Origin of the sequence: Salinibacterium sp. G-O1 (assembly GCF_030063305.1) — a bacterium.
Classification (GTDB): domain Bacteria; phylum Actinomycetota; class Actinomycetes; order Actinomycetales; family Microbacteriaceae; genus Rhodoglobus.
In genome coordinates this window covers 131479-150270 of sequence record NZ_JASISV010000001.1, presented here as the reverse complement: position 1 = coordinate 150270, position 18792 = coordinate 131479, and the positions used below count along the sequence as shown (strand labels likewise).

The 18792-nt window shown below is 65.1% G+C and carries 22 protein-coding genes and 1 tRNA gene; 11 read left to right on the top strand and 12 right to left on the bottom strand.

All coding sequences use genetic code 11. The features are described from left to right. Window positions 1-6 precede the first annotated feature (6 nt). Together QMG83_RS00780 and QMG83_RS00775 are read left to right on the top strand one after the other, a co-directional pair. A complete protein-coding gene (locus tag QMG83_RS00780; RefSeq protein ID WP_283503462.1) occupies window positions 7-795 on the top strand; it encodes an isocitrate lyase/PEP mutase family protein in 789 nt (262 codons plus the stop codon). Window positions 796-868: 73 nt separating this feature from the next. Next, entirely contained in the window at window positions 869-1315 is a 447-nt protein-coding gene (locus QMG83_RS00775) for a winged helix DNA-binding protein (protein WP_283503461.1), read from the top strand. An 8-nt stretch (window positions 1316-1323) separates the two neighbouring features. Here the strand turns inward: QMG83_RS00775 and QMG83_RS00770 are convergent, their stop codons facing one another. From QMG83_RS00770 to QMG83_RS00750, 5 genes are read right to left on the bottom strand one after another with little or no spacing between them, the layout of a single operon-like run. After that, window positions 1324-2496: a prenyltransferase gene (locus tag QMG83_RS00770; RefSeq protein ID WP_283503460.1), complete on the bottom strand. Its 1173-nt coding sequence runs from the start codon at window positions 2494-2496 to the stop codon at window positions 1324-1326. Beyond that, window positions 2493-2819 (bottom strand): lycopene cyclase domain-containing protein, encoded by a 327-nt coding sequence (locus tag QMG83_RS00765; protein WP_283503459.1) that lies wholly within the window; start codon window positions 2817-2819, stop codon window positions 2493-2495. Before QMG83_RS00765 ends, QMG83_RS00770 begins: the two co-directional genes overlap by 4 nt. After that, complete coding sequence (gene crtI / locus QMG83_RS00760; protein WP_283503458.1) at window positions 2816-4372, bottom strand: phytoene desaturase family protein; 1557 nt, start codon at window positions 4370-4372, stop codon at window positions 2816-2818. Before crtI ends, QMG83_RS00765 begins: the two co-directional genes overlap by 4 nt. Further along, a complete protein-coding gene (locus tag QMG83_RS00755) occupies window positions 4369-5262 on the bottom strand; it encodes a phytoene/squalene synthase family protein (protein ID WP_283503457.1) in 894 nt (297 codons plus the stop codon). The genes crtI and QMG83_RS00755 overlap by 4 nt, the downstream gene beginning before the upstream one ends. Continuing rightward, window positions 5259-6329: a polyprenyl synthetase family protein gene (locus QMG83_RS00750; protein WP_283503456.1), complete on the bottom strand. Its 1071-nt coding sequence runs from the start codon at window positions 6327-6329 to the stop codon at window positions 5259-5261. The genes QMG83_RS00755 and QMG83_RS00750 overlap by 4 nt, the downstream gene beginning before the upstream one ends. Window positions 6330-6346: 17 nt before the next feature. On the opposite strand from QMG83_RS00750, the gene idi reads away from it, so the two are divergent. Beyond that, window positions 6347-6883: an isopentenyl-diphosphate Delta-isomerase gene (gene idi, locus QMG83_RS00745; RefSeq protein ID WP_283503455.1), complete on the top strand. Its 537-nt coding sequence runs from the start codon at window positions 6347-6349 to the stop codon at window positions 6881-6883. 3 nt (window positions 6884-6886) lie between these two features. Here the strand turns inward: idi and QMG83_RS00740 are convergent, their stop codons facing one another. The 5 genes from QMG83_RS00740 to QMG83_RS00720 all read right to left on the bottom strand — a co-directional run bounded on the left by QMG83_RS00740 (window position 6887) and on the right by QMG83_RS00720 (window position 11903). Then, window positions 6887-7957, bottom strand: a complete 1071-nt coding sequence (locus tag QMG83_RS00740; protein WP_283503454.1) for an ABC transporter ATP-binding protein — start codon at window positions 7955-7957, stop codon at window positions 6887-6889. Beyond that, on the bottom strand, window positions 7954-9513 hold the full coding sequence (locus tag QMG83_RS00735; protein WP_283503453.1) for an ABC transporter permease: 1560 nt from the start codon (window positions 9511-9513) through the stop codon (window positions 7954-7956). The genes QMG83_RS00740 and QMG83_RS00735 overlap by 4 nt, the downstream gene beginning before the upstream one ends. Before the next feature lie 4 nt (window positions 9514-9517). Next, the gene (locus tag QMG83_RS00730; protein WP_283503452.1) at window positions 9518-10561 is read right to left on the bottom strand and encodes an iron ABC transporter substrate-binding protein; all 1044 of its coding nucleotides are present in this window, start codon (window positions 10559-10561) and stop codon (window positions 9518-9520) included. Between the two features lie 86 nt (window positions 10562-10647). Beyond that, window positions 10648-11253 (bottom strand): dCTP deaminase, encoded by a 606-nt coding sequence (gene dcd / locus QMG83_RS00725; RefSeq protein WP_283503451.1) that lies wholly within the window; start codon window positions 11251-11253, stop codon window positions 10648-10650. 20 nt (window positions 11254-11273) lie between these two features. Then, window positions 11274-11903: a hypothetical protein gene (locus QMG83_RS00720; RefSeq protein ID WP_283503450.1), complete on the bottom strand. Its 630-nt coding sequence runs from the start codon at window positions 11901-11903 to the stop codon at window positions 11274-11276. Window positions 11904-11979: 76 nt separating this feature from the next. Between QMG83_RS00720 and QMG83_RS00715 the strand changes: the two genes are divergently transcribed. Both QMG83_RS00715 and QMG83_RS00710 read left to right on the top strand, forming a co-directional pair. Further along, window positions 11980-12050: transfer RNA gene (locus QMG83_RS00715), tRNA-Gly, on the top strand. A gap of 121 nt (window positions 12051-12171) precedes the next feature. Next, on the top strand, window positions 12172-12762 hold the full coding sequence (locus tag QMG83_RS00710; RefSeq protein WP_283503449.1) for a TetR/AcrR family transcriptional regulator: 591 nt from the start codon (window positions 12172-12174) through the stop codon (window positions 12760-12762). On the opposite strand, the gene QMG83_RS00705 is transcribed toward QMG83_RS00710, so the two are convergent. Then, window positions 12716-13306, bottom strand: coding sequence for a TetR/AcrR family transcriptional regulator (locus tag QMG83_RS00705; RefSeq protein WP_283503448.1), 591 nt, complete (start codon window positions 13304-13306; stop codon window positions 12716-12718). The two genes, QMG83_RS00710 and QMG83_RS00705, sit on opposite strands and share 47 nt — an antisense overlap. An 86-nt stretch (window positions 13307-13392) precedes the next feature. Between QMG83_RS00705 and QMG83_RS00700 the strand changes: the two genes are divergently transcribed. From QMG83_RS00700 to QMG83_RS00685, 4 genes are all read left to right on the top strand, one after another. Continuing rightward, on the top strand, window positions 13393-14673 hold the full coding sequence (locus QMG83_RS00700; RefSeq protein WP_283503447.1) for a serine hydrolase domain-containing protein: 1281 nt from the start codon (window positions 13393-13395) through the stop codon (window positions 14671-14673). Further along, window positions 14670-15644 (top strand): alpha/beta fold hydrolase, encoded by a 975-nt coding sequence (locus QMG83_RS00695; RefSeq protein ID WP_283503446.1) that lies wholly within the window; start codon window positions 14670-14672, stop codon window positions 15642-15644. Before QMG83_RS00700 ends, QMG83_RS00695 begins: the two co-directional genes overlap by 4 nt. A gap of 93 nt (window positions 15645-15737) precedes the next feature. Beyond that, window positions 15738-16124, top strand: coding sequence for a hypothetical protein (locus QMG83_RS00690; protein WP_283503445.1), 387 nt, complete (start codon window positions 15738-15740; stop codon window positions 16122-16124). A gap of 144 nt (window positions 16125-16268) precedes the next feature. Then, entirely contained in the window at window positions 16269-16916 is a 648-nt protein-coding gene (locus QMG83_RS00685; RefSeq protein ID WP_283503444.1) for a dienelactone hydrolase family protein, read from the top strand. Here QMG83_RS00685 and QMG83_RS00680 read toward each other — a convergent pair. Then, the gene (locus tag QMG83_RS00680) at window positions 16906-17418 is read right to left on the bottom strand and encodes a DinB family protein (protein ID WP_283503443.1); all 513 of its coding nucleotides are present in this window, start codon (window positions 17416-17418) and stop codon (window positions 16906-16908) included. The genes QMG83_RS00685 and QMG83_RS00680 overlap by 11 nt on opposite strands. 44 nt (window positions 17419-17462) lie before the next feature. On the opposite strand from QMG83_RS00680, the gene QMG83_RS00675 reads away from it, so the two are divergent. Continuing rightward, window positions 17463-17771, top strand: coding sequence for a DUF2470 domain-containing protein (locus QMG83_RS00675; protein WP_283503442.1), 309 nt, complete (start codon window positions 17463-17465; stop codon window positions 17769-17771). A 63-nt stretch (window positions 17772-17834) separates the two neighbouring features. Further along, a complete protein-coding gene (locus QMG83_RS00670; protein ID WP_283503441.1) occupies window positions 17835-18488 on the top strand; it encodes a biliverdin-producing heme oxygenase in 654 nt (217 codons plus the stop codon). Window positions 18489-18792 lie beyond the last annotated feature (304 nt).

Here is an 18792-nt window from a genome sequence, read left to right as displayed (position 1 = left end):
GTGGTCATGACTAATACCGCCGCCCAGGCCGAACTCCTCCGCTCGCTGCACGTCCCCGGAACTCCGCTCATCCTCACCAACGTGTGGGATGCCGTCACCGCAAGAATCGTGGCTGGCGCTCCCGGAGTGAAGGCACTCGCGACCGCGAGTCACGCGGTCAGCTTCGCGCACGGTCTGCCGGACGGCGAAGGACTCAGCATCGAGCAGGCTCTCGACGTCGCCCGCGTGATCGCCTCGGCTGTTGAGATTCCCGTCAGCGTGGACTTCGAGAAGGGCTATGCCCAGGATGCCGCGGGGGTACAGCGCAACGTCGAGGCCCTGATCGGCGTGGGCGCCGCCGGCATCAACATCGAAGACAGCAGCGGGCCGTCGAAGGCTCCGCTCTTCGACCTCGACACCGCCGTTTCACGGGTGGCAGCGGCGCGCGCTGCGGGCGACGCCACCGGTGTCCCGATCGTCATCAACGCACGGGTCGACACGCTCGCCGGAGGGGGCGAATGGGATGACGCGATCACTCGGGCCAACGCCTACCTGGGCGCCGGCGCTGACTGCGTCTTCGTGCTCGGCCTCGGCGACGAGGCGAAGGTCGCCAGGGCCATCTCCGAGATCGACGGGAAGGTGTCGGTCATCTCCAACCCGAGCTCGGTTCCCCTGAAGAAGCTCGCGGAGCTCGGCGTCTCGCGGGTGAGCTTCGGTCCCGGCATCCTGGGCCTCACCCTCGCACACCTGCAGGCGACAGCGACCCAGCTCACCGCCCTCGGCGACTACCCGGCAGAGCTCGGATTCAGCTACTAGGCGGGCATTCACGACGCGCGGCACGCCCGGTGGGGATGTTCCCCTCGCGGCGCCCGAGGAATAGTGTCGGTTTATGGATACCTCTCGACCGATCGGATTCTGGCTCAAGCTCGTCGACCGCATGATCGACGAGCAATTCGCCTCGACACTTGAGGAACACGGCGTCACGCGGCGCCAGTGGCAACTCCTGAACGTGCTCTCCCGAGAGTCCGCGACGGTGGAGCAACTGGATGCCGCCGTGGCGCCGTTCCTGGCTGCGCCGCTCGTGTCAGCAGCCCCAAGTGACGACCCCGCCGAAACCTCGGTCGCCCACCTCGCAGAGCTCATCGAGAGCGCATGGGTTCTCGACGCGTCCGGAACCTATGAGCTGACGGAGCGCGGCAATCTTGCCTTCGAACGACTCGCACAGGTCGTGGCCACCCAACGCACGGTCATGACCGAGGGCATCACCCCTGACGAATATGACGCGACCACGAGTGCGCTCGAGCGCATGGCGCGCAACCTCGGCTGGGACGGCTAGCCGCGCGACTAGGTCGTCAGCCGCCACCAGATCATGAGCATGGTGACGAAGAATCCCGAGATGAAGTTGAGCAGCAGAAACCTGCGCCAGCCACGATTGGCGGTGTCGGCGTCGGCATCCGTCACGTTCCAGAACGGCGCGCACACCGCCGCGTATGGCAACACCAGAATGGCCGCGAGGGGGCCGGGCCACTCGGTGAACAGCAGCAGCACGCCGCCGAGAAGATAGGCGACCACCGCGAGCCTGGCCGTCGCCCGCGCTCCAATCACCGTCGCGACCGACGAGATGCCTCCCTCACGGTCGGCGATCACATCCTGCACCGCCCCAAAGGCGTGCGATGCGACCCCCCACAGGAAGAAGGCGGCCAGCAACGCCCACAGCTGGGGGCTGAATATGGCGCCCGCAAGCACGAGGCCGTACACGGCGGGAGACACGAAGTGTGTGCTGGAGGTCAGTGAATCGAGGAAGGGCTTTTCTTTGAAACGCAGGCCTTTCGCCGAGTAGGCGACGACGGCAAAAACACTGATGGCCAGCACCAGCCAGGACAGCGAGCCACCCACAACGATGAGATATGCCAGAAACGGAATGTTCGTGAGAATCGCGGCGATGATGGTCGGGCGATGCATCCGCCGATCAAGCAACGCGCCCTCGACGCCGCCCTTGCGCGGGTTGCGCAGGTCTGACTCGTAGTCGAAGACGTCGTTGATGCCGTACATCGCGAGGTTGTATGGCACCAGGAAGTAGATGGTCCCGAGCACGAGAGTCAGGTCGATCCGCTGAGTCGTCAGAATGTAGGCGGCAGCAAAGGGGAAGGCGGTGTTGATCCAACTCAGTGGCCTGGATGAGACGAACAGCGCCTTAAGCATCGCCCTGCCTCGTTCATGTCGTCCTCTCCCCAGCAACACCCACAGCGACGGCAAGCCCACGACCGCAGCGACCGCGTACGCGAAGTCCTCAAGCGGGGCAACACCGATGAACGCACCGCTGATCAGTGACTGGTTGTAGGCGACCAGCCCGATGCCGATCATCACATTGTCGAAGACGGCCGTCATCACCAGCAGCACCGCAAGCGTGATACCGAGGGCAGGCCAGTTCAGGCGACGACGCTCAACAATGGATGCGATAACCACGGTGGCAAGCACGACCGCCAGGAAGATCGCGTTGAGGGCCCAGTACGTCACGGTGCGGCCCCCGGGTTGTGCTGACGCGAGGTGAGCGCACCGTACACATTCATGGTCAGGTAGCACAGCAGCGCGAGGAAGAAGATCTCCTCGAGCGGAATCTCGGGAGCCACCTGCAGCCCCGTCATGAACGACGTCTCGCCCCGGAAGAAAATGCCGCCGCCCACGCCCGCGAGATCCCAGGCGAAGAAGAACAGCACCCCGACGGCGAGCACAACCCCGGCCCTGCGGGCATCCCGCCAGAAGAAGAGGGTGAAGCGCCGGTCGAGCATGACCATCCCGAACAGGGCGACGAGCAGCGCCGCAAGGTAGAGCAGGGTCATGATCTGGGGATGAGCGGTTCGGGTAGCGGGCCCGTCGAGGTGTCGCCGCGCAGGCGCTTCACGATCAGCTCCGCGCTGATCAGACACATCGGCAGTCCGATGCCGGGGATGGTCGAGCCACCAACGTAGTAGAGCCCGCGCACCTTCTTCGACACGTTGCCCGCCCTGAAGAACGCGCTCTGCTTGAGAGTGTGGGCCGGCCCGAGGGCGGTGCCCTTCCATGAGTTCAGATCGTGTTCGAAGTCCCCCGGGGCGACAGTGCGTCGGACCGTGATCCGCGACGCCAGGTCGGCGACACCGGTCCAGTCCGCGATCTGCTGGATGACACGGTCGGCGAGCGCCTCGACCCTCGGGTCCCCGTCGCCGCCGACACCCCCGCGACCGATCGTGGGGTCGGCCGGGATCGGCACGAGCACAAACAGGTTCTCGAACCCGTCCGGCGCGACATCCGGATCGACCCCGCTGGGCTTGCAGACGTACAGCGATGCCGGATCGGGAACCGTCGGGTTCGCGCCGAAAATCGCGTCGAATCCCTTCTCCCACTCCCGGGTGAACAGCAACGTGTGGTGTTCGAGTTCGGGCAGTGCGCCTTCGACCCCCAGGTAGAGCAACAGTGCGCTGGGGCCAGCGAGTTTCTTGTCCCAATAGTGCTCGGGATAGGTCTGCTGCCCAGGCTCGAGAAGTGTGGTCTCGGTGTGGTGCAGGTCTGCTGCAGACACCACGATGTCGGCAGCGGCCGTCGTTGTCGTGCCGTTGGCCGTGTACTCGACACCGGTAGTCGCGCCACGCTCGACCAGAATCTTTGTAGCGGCGGCGCCGGTGATGATCGTGACGCCCTCCGCGGTGGCCAGATCAGCAATGCTGCGGATGACGCTGGTGAATCCTCCCATCGGATACAGCACGCCGTCGCTCAGGTCGAGGTGGCTCATCAGGTGGTACAGGCTGGGCGTCAGGTACGGCGACGATCCGAGGAACACCGCGGGATACCCGAGCACCTGCCGCAGCTTGCGGCTCTTGAACGTGTGCGACACATACGACGACAGGGGTTGCAGCAGCAGCCGGAGGAACTTCCCGGCGCGGCCGAGAACGTCCCCATTGAACAGCGGACGGAAGTCGGCGAAGGTCGTGTACAAAAAGTGGCGCTTCGCCAGAGTGTAGGTCTCTTCGGCCGAGTCGAGGTAGCGCTCAAGCTTCTTCCCCGCGCCCTTCTCCACCGACTCGAACAGGGCGACGTTTTCGGCCCGATCCGCGAGAATGTCGAGCGGATCGGCCTCACCCTCGAAAAATACCCTGTAACCGGGATCGAGGGTTACCAGTCTGAGTTGCTCGTCGGCGGTGGTGCCCAGCAGGCGGTAGAAGTGATCGAACACCTCGGGCATGAGGTACCACGATGGGCCGGTGTCGAAGCGGAAGCCGTCACTCTGCCACGATCCAGCGCGACCGCCGACCTCGGGCCGGCCCTCCAGCAGGGTGACCTCGTGACCCTCCCGCGCGAGCAGGGCGGAGGTGGCGAGCCCCGCGATTCCCCCACCGATGACGACGACGCGGCTCATGACTGCACTCCCGTGCCGGGCCGGGCTCCCATGGCTGCCGCGAGCGCGAGGCGAGCCTTCACCGGGTTGGGCACACGAACCCGGGTGTGCACGAGTTCGGATGCCGGGGTGGCGCGCAGGCGCACCGAGAGCTCCGCGAACAGCGACTGGGCGAGGGCGACCGCGCGGCGTGAGCTGCGGGGCAGGTCCGGGACGACGGCGGCCGAGACGGCCAGGTCGGCGTCGATATCGTCGAGCAGCCGCACCTTGGTGGCCTCGTCGAACGAGTCGACCGCGACATCCGGAAAGTAGCTGCGACCGAGTGTCTCGAAATCGGCTGAGAGGTCTCGCAAGAAATTCACCTTCTGGAACGCTGCCCCCAGGGCACGCGCTCCTGTCTCGAGTCGGGCATGGTCCGTCACGGTTTCACCGACCAGGAATGCCTTCAGGCACATGAGCCCGACGACTTCGGCCGAGCCGTACACGTATCGTTCGAAGCTGGCCTGGTCGTGCACCTTCTGGCTGAGGTCTGCGCGCATCGACTCGAAGAACGGCGTCGTCAGCTCGCTGCCGAACGACACCTCCCTGGCTGTGAGCGCGAAGGCGTGCACCACGAGGTTCGCGCTGAAACCCTCCCGCATGGCTCGCTCGGTCTCCTGTTCGAGCTCGGTGAGCACGCGACCGGCGCCCGTCACGTCGAGCCCTGCGTCGTCGGCGGCGCCGTCGACAATCTCGTCGGCGATCCTCACCAGCGCATAGATATTCTCGACGTGCTGGCGAACGCCAGCGCCGAGCAGCCGGCTGGCCAGCGCGAATGAGGTGGAATAGCGCCGGATGATGACGCTCGAGGTCTCCTCGGCGACACGGTCATACAGCGAAAGCCTGATCCTGCTCGCGTCACGCCCACTCACTTGACGCGGCCCAGCACGGAGTCGGCGACCGGATGAAGTTCGGCACGCAGCGCCGGGGGGATGTGCGGCTCTGCGAGCCGCGCAAGGGCACGATTCGCGTAGTAACGCGCGAGGCCCTCAGCAAACGATCGCGCGCCGCACCCGATGAGCACATCGCGCAGCATCTGGGCCTGCTCCTCCGTCAGCTCGGGGTCGCCGAGCAGGTGCTCAACCGCAGCCCACTCGCGAGTGCTCGTCGCATACGCGATCATCACGGTGCGTTTGCCCTCGCGCAGGTCGCCGCTCGTGGTCTTGCCGGTCTCCTCTTCGAGCCCGAAGACACCGAGGAGGTCGTCAACAATCTGATACGCGATGCCAATCTCCCGGCCAAAGTCACCCAGGGTCGTGACGACATCCTCGGAGGCACCGGCGAGGATCGCGCCAGCCTGGAGGGGACACTCAAACGAGTACACCGCGGTCTTGAAGCGCTCCATGGTGAGGATGTCGTCGACGCGAGGCACCTCATCCGCGATCTGGAAGTCGACGTCGATCAACTCGCCCGCCGCGGAGGCGAACAACGCTTCATCCATCACCTCGATCAGGCGCGTTCTGGTCTGGTCTGACACACCACTGCGGTCGATCAGCCTGTACGAGTTGAACAGGGCGAGGTCACCGGCGATGACCGCCGCCGAGATTCCGCTGTGCTCGGCCACCCGAGCCGACGACCCGCCTGCCGTGGCGAGCTCGCGGTAGGTTCCCGCGATGTTGGGAACTCCGCGGCGGATGAAATCGTGGTCGATCACGTCGTCGTGCACGATGAGCGCGGTATGCAGCAACTCAAATGCGGCGCCCACGTTGGCGGCGGCTTCGAGGTCGGTGCCGCCCATCGCCTGATAGGCGCACATCACCATCCTCGGGCGAAAACGTTTGCCGCCGACGGTGTTTTTCTCCAGCGTCTCCCACAGAGCGACGTATTGCGGCCCGAAGGCTGCTGCGCGGTTCTTGGATAGGCTGAAGAAGCGCGCCAACACGGCGTCGACCTGCACTTGCCTCTCGCGTGAGAGGTCGAGCAGCCCCGATCCATCCATATAGGCAGACTACCTCGATGAACCCTCAGCACCCCGAGCAGGTGGTACTGCTTGACAACGACGCAATGCCCATCGGGGTTGCCGACAAGATCGACGTGCATACGACCGATACCGCGCTTCACCTCGCGTTCTCCTGCCACATCTACAACGCGGACGGCGAGGTGCTCGTCACGCGTCGGGCGCTGTCGAAACTTACGTGGCCGGGGGTGTGGACCAACTCGTTCTGCGGGCATCCGGCCCCAGATGAGCCGATGGATGTAGCCATCCGTCGCCGCGCGGAGTTCGAGTTGGGCATCACCGTCGATTCGCTGGAGATCGTGTTACCCGATTTCCGGTACCGTGCCGTCGACGCGTCAGGAATCGTGGAGAACGAGGTCTGCCCCGTCTACCGCGCCGTGACCGCCGATACCGTCGCACCCAACCCTGCCGAGGTTGCCGAGTTCGCATGGGTGACCCCATCGGAACTGCACGCTGCCGCGGCGGCGACGCCCTTCGCTTTCAGCCCCTGGCTCGGGTGGCAGCTCGAACAGCTGACGGCGCCGGACCCGGACTGACCGCTACTTGCCAGCCCCTGCCGGGTAGGCGAGACCCGGTCGGCGAACGGCGAGGCGAAGTCTGTCGCCCAAAGCTGGCAGTTCGAACGGCGCGATCCGCGCACGGATGACGCTCCCGTCGCTGAGCGCACAGCTCACAAGTGCGTCGTGCCCCGCATACGAGATCCCCGTGACCCGAGCATCAGCACTCTCAACGGCATGGGCGATCCATTCTGGCCGAAGGACAATCCACTCGGGTCGCAGGACGAGCACAACCACGTCACCCTCGGCAGGGTCGAAGCCCACGGCGTCGGCTTCGACCGAACCCAGCGCACACCTCACGCGGCCGGCATGCCAGCGGCCCTCAAGCTCGACCGCGTCGCCGACGAAGCTGGCCGCCCATCGTGAACTGGGTCGGTCGTAGACCTCTGACGGTGTTCCGCTGTGAACGATCCTGCCGTCGCGCATGACGGCCACCCGGTCCGCGAGGGTCAGCGCCTCCTCCTGATCGTGCGTCACGAGAATGCAGGTGGTGCGCTGGGCACCCAGGAGCTCGCTGACTTCCTGCCGCAACGAGCCGCGCAGCTGGGTGTCGAGCGCGGCGAACGGCTCATCCAGCAGCAGCACGTCGGGCTTGGGGGCGAGCGCGCGCGCCAGCGCCACTCGCTGTGCCTGGCCGCCCGAAAGCTGCGACGGAGCTCGATCGCCGTAACCGTCGAGACCGACGAGGCGCATCAACTCGGCGACTCTCGCGGTGCGCGAGGCTGCTTTTCTTCGCCCCGGCAGGCCGAATCCGATGTTGTCGGCAACACTCAGGTGCGGAAAAAGTGACGCCTCCTGTGGCATCCAGCCGACGCTACGTTTCTCGGGCGGCACGGTGGTGCCTGCCGCCGACAACTGCCGACCACCGACGCTGATCGTGCCAGCGGTGACGGGGAGGAGACCCGCGATGCTCAGCAGCAACGTGGTTTTTCCGCACCCGCTCGGCCCCAGTACCGCCACGAAGCTCGCTGGCTCGATCTCGAGATCCACGCCGGTGAGCACCTCAGTGTTGCCCTGCGAAATGTGCAGGCCGCTGATGCTGACCCCGCTCACAGGGTCTCCCGCGCGAGCCCGCGCACACCAGACAGCGCCACCGCCGGAACCGCAGCGAGCAACACGAGTGCTGCGGCATAGGGAGCCGCAGCTCCGAACTCGAAGATGACGGTTCGCGACCACAGTTCGGTCGCGAGAGTGGTGACGCCGGTCGGTCGCAGCAGCAGCGTTGCGGGCAGTTCTTTCATGGTCGCGATCGCGACGAGCATCGCGCCGACCCCCACCGATGGCAGCGCGAGGCGAGCCGTGACCCGCCACCAGGCCTGCCACGGGGTGAGCCCCAGGGTGCGAGCAACGGTGGCAAGCCTCGGAGAAACTGTGGAGATACCCGCGCGCATAGTCCCGATCGATTTGGGCAGAAAGAGCACAACATAGCCAAACACGAGCACCGCGACGCTCTGGTACAGCGAAGGAACCACCGCAAGCGCGAAGAAGACAAGTGAAAGCCCCACCACGATACCGGGGAGGGCGTGCCCGACCATGCCCAGTGATTCGATCATCGTTGCCAGCGTGCCGCGGTAGCGAGCCGCAAGAGCAGCGATGGGCAGGGCAAGGATGACGGCGACGATGGCGGCGAGCGCCGCGACCCCGAGCGTCGAACCAATCGCGGCGAACAGACGGGCGAGATCGATCTCGCGGATGGTCTCGGCCTGCAATAGCCGGGCCGCGAGACCACCCAGCGGGATGGCGACCCCCACGATCGGCGAAGCGGCAACAAGAGGGAGGAAGCCCAGCAGGACGAGTTTCGAAATCTGTCTGGGGCGCGCCCGCCGAGCCGACACCGTCGGGATGTGTTTGCGGGAGCGACGCTCACCAGCGACGACAACCAGGGCGATCGCCACCAGCAGCAGGGCCAGAAGCGCTGCCTGGTTGCGGTCAAAGCTCGCACCGTACGCGGCATTGATTCCCCAGGTGAGGGTCTGGAATCTCAGCATGGACACGAGACCGAAGTCACTCAGGGTGTACAGGCACACCAGCAGGGCGCCCGCGGCGGCAGCGGGCCGAACCTCGGGCCAGGTGGCGACAAAGAATGCACGCGTCGGGCCGTACCCGAGGGTGCGGGCGACCCCCTCCATGTCGGTGGGTGCTGCTCGCAGGGCAGCAGCGACGGGCAGGGTGACGTAAGGGGTGCAGACGGCGGTCATCAGCAACCAGGCGGCGAAGAATCCATTCATAGATGGAGACACGACGAGCCAGCCGTACGATGCCAAATACGACGGGACCGCGAGCGGAAGGGCCGAGAACAGCAGCCACGCGCGCGGGAATGGCACCCGCAGCCTCGTCAGAACCCAGGCGACCGCCGTCCCCAGCAGCAGCGACGACGCCGTCACGGCGAGCGCGAGTCCCAGCGAGTTGATGGTGAGCTGGGCGACGCGGGCACGCCCGAGGGTCTCCACGAGGGTGCCAAGTCCGGCTTCACTCGCGCGAACCGCGAGGTAGACCAGCGGAATCGCGGCGATGGCCGCAACAGCCGCGGCGGTGACGATGAGCCACAGCGGAGCGCTTCGCAACGACCGGACGGCGGAGCGCCCGGTCGTGCCGCGTTCTGCTGCCATCGGGCTAGATCAGGCCATACTGCGCGAGCAGAGCCTGCGTTTCCGCGAGAGTGGCGAGATCGGCCAGATCGAGATCGGGGTTGATCAGCGCCTCCAGCTCGGGCAGCCCCTCGGGTGCATCAACACCCGCCACAAGCGGGTACTCGAAGGTCTGCTCGACAAAGTAGTTCTGCGCGTCAGCCGAGATCAGGTAGCGAACGAATTCCAGGGCGTCGGCATCCATCGCACCGTTATTCAGGATGCCGGCTCCCGTGACATTCACGACCGACCCCGCGTCGCCCGTGGCCGGGTACGAGAGCTGTGCGCGCATTCCGGCCGCGCCCGTTTCCGCTGCCTGCGCGAACCAGTAGTAGTGGTTGATCAGGCCAGCGTCGACGACACCATCGTTGACAGCGGCGAGGATCGCCCGATTGTTGTCGAAGATCTGGGGGTTGTTGCCTGCGATCCCGGCGACCCAGGCATCTGCAGCAGCTTCGCCCTTCAGCACGCGGTATGCCGTGATGAACGACTGGAAGCTCGCGTTGGTGGGGGCAATACCGAGTCGTCCGTTCCATTCGGGCTCGGTGAAGGCGTCAATCGAGGTGGGCACGTCCTTCGAGTCCAGCGCGGTGGAGTCGTAAGCGATCACGCGGGCCCGGCCCGTGATACCGACCCAGGATCCGTCGGTGGAGGTGAGGCCGGCCGGAACGGCATCCGCGATGTCGGAGGGCAGAGTACTGAATAGTCCGGCGTTGCTGAGGGCGCCGAGCGCTCCAGCGTCCTGCGACAGGTAGACCTGCGCGGGGGTCGCATCGCCCTCCTCGATCAGCAGCGCCGCGAGCTCGGCGGTGTTGCCGTAGCGCACCTCGACCTTGATGTCGCTCGCGGCCTCAAACTGGTCGATGAGCGGCTGCACGAGCGCTTCGTCGCGACCCGAATAGAGCACGAAGGTGCCGTCGCTGGCGGGAGCAGTCTCTGAGACGTCGGGCTCGACGGCAGGGGTGCACCCGGTAAGAACCAGCGCGCCGGCCAGAGTCAAAACGAGTGCGGAGGGGCGAACAAAGCGCATGTGGAATTACTCCCGATCGAGGGTTAGGTAAGGCAACCCTAAACAATTCACTCGCATCCCGCAATTCGCGCATGGGCGCGCGACGATTACGCCCCCGGCGCACCGGCATCGGTCGAGCGCACGTCGGTGCGGTGGAAGTTTTGGAAACTGCGCGAAGCGGTCGGCCCGCGCTGGCCCTGGTAGCGAGAACCCGACGGCCCCGAACCGTAGGGGTTTTCGACGGGGGAGCTGGTTCGGATGAAGCACAGCTGGCCGATCTTCATCCCCGGCCAGAGCTTGATTGGCAGGGTCGCGACGTTCGACAGCTCGAGCGTGACGTGGCCCGAGAAACCCGGGTCGACGAACCCGGCGGTGGAGTGCGTGAGCAACCCCAGACGCCCCAGCGAGCTTTTGCCTTCGAGACGGGCGGCAACGTCATCCGGAAGCGTCACGAGCTCGAAGGTGGAGCCGAGCACGAACTCGCCGGGGTGAAGAATGAACGGCTGGTCGGCGTCGACCTCAACCAGGTGAGTGAGGTCGGGCTGGTCCTCGGCCGGATCGATGAAGGGGTACTTGTGATTGTCGAACAGTCGGAAGAAACGATCGAGGCGAACATCGATGCTCGACGGCTGCACCATGTCGAGGTCGAGGGGGTCGAGGCCGATACGGCCGGATTTCAGTTCTGCCTTGATATCGCGATCGCTGAGAAGCATGCGCCCAGACTAACGAAAAGCTACAGGTCAAATGATGGGTTTGCCGCGCGCATTGCGTCAAGAGCGGCACCCGCGATCATGCCCGAGAGACTCAGGTCGGTGCCATGAGCAACGATCCACACATCACCGGTGAACAGGTGTGTGTCAGCCCGCGATCCGATCACGGTGTCGAACGTGGCTTCCATGGCCGTGACGGTGCCCATCGTGACGCTCGAAAAGCCCTCAGCGATGAGTTCGGCCTGGATTCGAGCACCATCGACCCCGCTCCCGACGAAAAGCGTGAAACCGCCATCGGAGTTGGGCACGCCCCACAGGCACGCCCTCGCCGGTGTGGCGCCGGCGCTTGCCGCGACAAGTTCGGGGCTGGCGAGGTCGGCGAGGTAGACGGCCGTCGAGAGTTCGCCGAGATACTCGGTGAACTCACTGAACGATGCGCGAGCGAGCTCGATCGACACCATGGCCTCGCACTCCGGTATCGCCAGCGCCGCCGGCGCTCCGGTTGGGCTCGCCGTGGCCGTTGGCACCGCCGAGGCTGTGAACGGCTCGGCTGTGGGGGTGGGCGTCGGTGTCGGGCCGGATGGCGCGCAGCCAGTCAGCCCCAGCGCAACCGCGACGCCAGCGCAGGCTGCAGCCACGCGCATCCTGTTCATAGGCGCGACCATACTCCTCCTGGACGCACCCGCAACAGGCGCATGTAGGATCATTTTCTGGCGTGCAATCGCCAATGCGGATGTAGTTCAATGGCAGAACTTCAGCTTCCCAAGCTGATAGCGCGGGTTCGATTCCCGTCATCCGCTCTGATGTGAGTTCTGGTGCTTCTGGCGCTATCCCTTGGCTACCGTTCAGAATGGCGCCCGGGCGCGCCCAGCCATCGCATACAGTTATGTATGAGCTAGCGCGGCGGCGCGAGGAGGGCTGATGGCAGAAGCACAACGTGAGCGCGCGATGCGCTCGGACTCGCTGCGCAATCGCGACGCGATCCTGAAAGCGGCGGCAGAGTGCCTGACCGCGAATCCACGCGCGACTCTCGCCGACATTGCGCACGCCGCCGGCATCGCCCGCATCACCCTCTACGGTCATTTCTCGTCACGGAGCGATCTTGTCAAGGCGCTACTCAGCTCGTCGATGAATCACGTGGAGGAAGAGCTCTCGTCAGTCGATGTGAGCGGTGACCCCTGGCGCGTGCTGGAAGCACTCGTGGCGTCGTCGTGGCGCCTCATGAACAGTCTGAGCGTTTTGCGCGGAGTCGCGGAACAAGCGCTTCCTGATGAAGACATGCACGGAAGTCACGTCGACACACGGGAGCGTGTCGAGCACCTTCTTGCGCGCGGCCGCGCGGAGGGAGCGTTCCGCTCCGATCAAAGCATCAGGTGGCAGAGCTCGTGTTATTTTGCGCTCGTGCACGGCGCGGCATCGGAAATCAGGGCCGGGACGCTGACGGAGGCCGAGGTCCAGAAGGAACTCATGCCGAGCCTTCGAACTCTGCTGCAAGAACCGCCCACACCGTAGACGTCATCTCGTCAGCCACATTTGACTCTGGACGACCGGCCGCGATGCGCATCGCGCCAACGTGCATGACCGCAAGGATGCAGGCGACCTGCCATCCGACATCCTGATCTGATCGAAATGCGCCGGCATCGCGCCCGCGCTCGAGGATGCTCACGATGCCCGACATCGGTACGTTGCGCAGCCGCTCCAGCTCCTCGGCGCGGAGGTCAACCTGGGCCGCCACCAAAATGCCAGTGAAGTAGCCGAGCTCCCTCCATGAGGTGGCCACCAGTGCACCCAGGGCGTCTTGAGGCGCCAATGCCGGATCCAGGTGGGTGAACACCTCCTTGAGGGCTATCGCAGCGCAGCCCGAAGCCGCGAGCACAAGGGCGCGTCGACTGGGGAAGTGCCCGTAAAGCGTTCCTCGGCTCACGCCTGCCGCCCCGGCAATGTCGGCCATGCTCGCGAACGGCGTCTCACTCAGCGCGTGCAGAGCCGCATCGACAATCGCGACCCGATTGCGGATCGAGTCGGATCGGATCCTCCCCGCTAGCGCTGATGCCACGTCACACCCTTGACTATCTCAAACATTTGTGTTTAGTTTAGCGCAGGAAATTAGACACTGATGTATAAGTAAAGGATCAAGCGCATATGAGCAGCATCAAGCACATCCTCCGCTCGTTTCTTGCCCGTGACTCGGCGACCTTCGCCAGTCGTTGGCCCGGCAAGCTGGTTGTCGCCGCTCTTCTCGTCGGTGCGCCGGCCGCGTTACTGCTGGGCTCGCTCTACCGGGGTACCTACATCAACGACAGTTGGGTCGCACTGTTGACGCTGGTCGTGCTCGGCGTGACGTACCTGGTCTCCACGCGGCTCATTGTGTCGGTGCTCGTCTCAGCGGTCGTCATAGGGCTGACAATGTTTGGCACCGCGCCTCGGCTCGCGACTGAGCGAACTGGTGAGACGGGTGTTCTGGCGGAGTTGGACGTCGCGCGAGACCGTGGACAGCTCGCCGACTTTCGCGACGTGGCGGCGGCAGTGGTCGACCTCAGTGCGACACGTCCGGTTCAATTCGGGGGTTTCGGTGCGGATGCGACCACCCGCTTCGAAGTCGGCTCGCTGACCAAGGCAATGACGGGCCTCGTGATCGCCGATGCCGTTGCACGCGGCGACATCCGGTTGGATGTGCCGGTCGCCACCTACCTGCCGGAGCTCGCTGGAACCGAGGCCGGCACCGTCACCCTCGAGGAACTCGTCACCCACACGGCTGGCTACGCACCGTTCGGTCCGACCGCACTCGGTCGCGGATTCTGGGGCGCCCCGGTCGGCCACAACTTCTTCGCCACGGACGTCGAAGATCTCATTGCTGGGGTACGCGCAGGCACGTTGGACACCCGCGGAAGCTACGTGTACTCATCCCTGGGTGCATCCACCGCAGGAATGGCGGTTGCCGCGGCGACAGGACTGTCGTACTCCGATCTCATGCGCACCCGATTGTTCGAACCTCTCGATATGACGAACACCGCCGTGGAAGACGACGGCAATGCCGTCGACGGCGGCTGGTCGAAGTCGGGCCTTCCCGTCGAACCCTGGATCCTCGGCGCTGATGCCCCGGGCGGCGGCGTGGTGTCGACCGCAGCAGACCTGGCGAAGCTCGCGAGCGCTCTGCTCGACGGAACAGCCCCCGGCATGACGGCGATGGATCCGAACACGCCCACCGGACTGCCTCACACCAGCATCGGGATGTTTTGGCACACCACAGTCTCCTTAACGAACCAGGTCCTCACCTGGCACACCGGTCAAACCGGCGGCTACTCCACCTACTTCGGCCTCGACCGAGAAAACGGCACCGCCGTAATCCTCCTATCCGACGTCTCCAACCCAGCCATCTCGACCATCGGAATCGACCTACTCACTGAACGGAACCCCACATGACCTCCACCAGAAGCACGCGCGGTCGCGCGTGGACCCGCATCCTTCGCATCACCGCCGTGATCGTCGTGACCCTCGCCCTGCTGACGGCAGTGTCAGCCATCGCCAACGCGGCAATCACAGGCACCGAGAAGTCGACCATCACCGCATATGGCCAGAGAGTCACCATCAGCGCGGGCGACATCAACGTCTACCGCAACGGTGGATCTGGCCCGACGATGGTTCTTCTCAGCGGCTTCGGCACCCCTGCTCCCGCCATCGACTTTGCCCCGCTGATTCGAGAACTCGATGACTTCAATGTGCTCGTTGTCGAGGGGTTCGGGTACGGATACAGCGACACCGATATCGCGGACCGCACGATCGAGAACATCACGAGCGAACTCCACGAGGTTCTCCATCACCTGCACGTGGACAGCCCGGTGATCCTCGTTGGTCACTCCATCGGCGGACTCTACGCGCGCTACTACTCGGACGCATATCCGGGCGAGGTCGCTGCATACATCGGCATCGACCCCATGGTCGCGAAGCAATCCAGCCTTGAGGTCGGAACGCCATCGACGACCGAAGGTGTTCAGAACTCGCTCGGCCTTTTCCGCTTAGTGTCATCGATCGCGCCGGACCTCATCCAGCCTCCGGGAACTGCCTACACGGCCGAGGAACGCCGGCGCACGGCAGCAATGACCAACTGGAACTATGGCAACCCGTCGATCTCAGACGAATGGAGCCGCCTCGGCGCGAACTCGACGAAAGCCGCGGCCAAACCATTTTCAACGGACCTTCCTGTGCTCGAAATTCTCTCCAGCGAGAGCATCGCCTCGATCCCCGGTTGGCTGTCGAACCACACCGCGGAACTCACAGAAGTCACCACCAGTCAGCTCGAGGTGCTCGACGGATCGCACTACCTCCACTGGACTCAGTCGCCAACGCTTGCGCGAATCATGACCGACTTCATTGCGGCGCACGTCACCTCTTAGGCCTAACCATCCAATCCCGCCCAAAAGAAAGAAGAGGCCGACCATGACCAGCCGACAAGATACCGCCCGGATCTCGCACGCGGGGGTGGAACTATGACCGCGATTGCGCTCCATGGGACGCTGGCTCTGCTAGCTGGTCTCATGCTGCTGCAGATGCTTCTCATGATCGGTCTGCCGTTGGGCCGGTACGCGTGGGGCGGCCAACACCTGGTATTACCTGCGCGCCTACGCGTCGCGGCCGGGCTGGCGATCATTCTCTACGCATCGTTTGCTGCGGTTCTCATGAGCCGCGGCGGTCTCCTCGACGGCGGAAACTCAGCGCCGATCATCGTGGGGGCGTGGGTGCTGTTCGGCTACGCCGCATTCAGCGTTCTGCCCAACGTGGTGTCCAAGAGTCGCAAGGAGCGAGTCGTACAGATCCCGGTCAGTATTGCGCTCGCGATTGGGATCGGCATCGTCGCGGCCATCGGCGTCGTGTGACAAACTTTCTTCCCACAGGGCCCTCAACGGCGAATTTGGGGGACACTGGCAGGGCTGCGATTGCATATTCTTGGGTTGACATAAAGCTCTCATGTTGCGCGATATTGGAGAAAAGTTCACCGTCGCCACAGCGGAAGGGACAGGATGACCCCCCTGGTACCGATTCCCTCGCCCGGCGAGACCCTGTTCTATGGCGAGCCAGGTAACCCTGCCGTCGTGGTGATCCACGACATGTATGGCCGAATGCCGTGGCTCGACCCTTTCGCAGCCGCTGTCGCAAGCCGTGGTTTCCGAGTGGCCGTGCCCGACCTCTACAACGGCTTCTGCACGACCGATACGGACGACGCGCGCGACCTGATGCAGAAGCTCGACGTCGCGCGCGCTCTTTCGATCATCGACGATGCCGTTGAGCAGGATCAGGAAACCGGCGTCGAGCGGGTCGGGCTGGTCGGCTTCTCCATGGGCGGCTGGCTCGCGTTACTGCACGCGCAGGGCGGTGGAGCGGATGCAGTGGTCGCCTATTACGCGAGCCTCAGCGCAGCAGACCATGGAGTGATTCCCTGCGCAGTGCTTCTGCAGTGGGCGGAGTTCGACAGCTGGCGCCCTGACGAAGATCCCCTGTCGTTCGTCGAGCGACTCAAAGACCACGGAACTCCTGTCACCGAGCACACCTACGCCGGCACCCAGCACTCGTTCGCGAACGCGAGCGTGGCCGACACCGTGGATACCAGGGCCGCCGCGCTCGCGTTCGCCCGCACGGCCGTGTTTCTGGAGGCTCAGCTCATCGATTGACGTCGTACAGGTGATGGATCGGGTCGTGGATGAAATACGTCGCGAACGTTGCAATCGTGAACTGCACACCGTCACTGCGACGCCCCTGCCGCGACCAGTCGCTCACCCGGTCGAACGCATCAGCGAGCGCCTCCGCAGCCTCGGTCAGCTCCACCGAGACGACAGCCGGATCCTGTTCGTTGTAGCGCTCGGCCTCGGCCGTGGCATCCTGATCCCAGTTCGGGTACAGCGCGTTGTCTGCCGTCTGCATGAGTTCGAGGCGCTGGCCGTACAACCTGAACACGTCGCGCACGTGAGCCGCATACTCCAGCGGCGACCACGTCGACTCGTCGGGACGGGTGCGCACGTCCGGGCGCTCGAGCACCGCGGGCCAGGCTGCGGCATTCGTGCGAAGCAGAGCCGCGACATCCGTCGCCTCGAAGGTCGAGGCGTCGAATCCGCACTCAGCGCACGGCTTTTCGATGACCCAGGTCCAGTTCTTCGTATCGGGAGTGATAGGCATGCCACCATCGTCGCGCCTGCCCACCACCAAGTACCGTAGATTTCGTGCCAAACTCGCCCTCCGCCGTGTTTTCCGACGACATCGTTGCCGCGGTGCTCACCCACATGAACAGCGACCATCCCGACGACAACCTGCTCATCGTGCGTGCCTTCGGGGCGCAGGATGCCACGGCCGCCGTCATGACGACGCTCGACCATGCGGGCGGAACGTGGGTGTACACCGCGGGGGTCGAGCGGACCCTGACGGTGCCGTGGTCGAGGGATATCGCCGAGCGCGCAGAGATCCGCCGTGAGATCGTGCGGCTCTATGAGCTGTCGTGCGAGAAGCTCGGCATCACCCCGCGCCCTCACTAGCGGGGCTCACGATCGATACCCCTAGACTTAGGGTGCCCTAACCTGCCGCAGTCTGGAGTCTCGATGAGTGTCATCCCGTTCTCGCAAGCGCTTCGCGACCGCACCCGGACGAACCACGGCGAGAGCGAGGGCGCCGACTTCATGGACGACCTGATGACGGGCAGGGGCACCCGCGACGACTACATCGCCCTCGTCGCCCAGCACTACTTCATCTACTCCGCAATCGAGGCGGCTGCCACCCAGTTCGCCGGCGATCCCGTCGCGGCCCGATTCATCACGCCGCAGCTGACGAGGCTGCCGGCGCTTGAGGCCGACCTCGAGTTCCTGCTCGGAAGCGGGTGGCGCGAGGCGATCACGCCCCTCCCCACCACCGAGCGGTACGTGGGCCGCATCGCGGAGGTCACCACCGAGGGGTGGGCCGGTGGCTTCATCGCCCATCACTACACCCGCTACCTCGGCGACCTCTCGGGCGGGCAGGTGATCCGCACCCTCATGCAGCGCCAGTTCGGATTCGAAACGAACGGGGTGGGCTTCTACCTCTTCGACCAGATCGCGAAGCCGAGGGAGTTCAAAGACACCTACCGCGAGCAGCTCGACCAGGCCGGCTGGGATTCTGCGGAGCGCGACCGCGTCATCGACGAGGTGGTGACCGCATACCGCTTCAACACCGACCTCTTCGTCGACCTCGCCGCGGCCAAGTCCACCGCCGTCGCCTAGCGCTCCGGTCGCCCGCCGCGGGCCCGCGTGTCCCCCTGCCAGCTTCCCGCCCGCGACCCCGACCTTCCCGCGGCCCGACCTTCCCGCGACCCGACCTTCCGAAATGACGGAACATCGGGCATCCCGGGCGCTGTTCCGCCCGTAGTTCCGGGGCAGGATGCCGCGACATCCGTCATTTCGGAAGGGATCGGTGCCACGGCCACCGTGCCGTCCCCGCGCCGGCCCTCGCGCCCTTCCCACCCCCATATGAAGGAGATTTGCGCCGCCACGAGCAGGTTGCACGGAAGCGCGGGGGTCGGCGCCG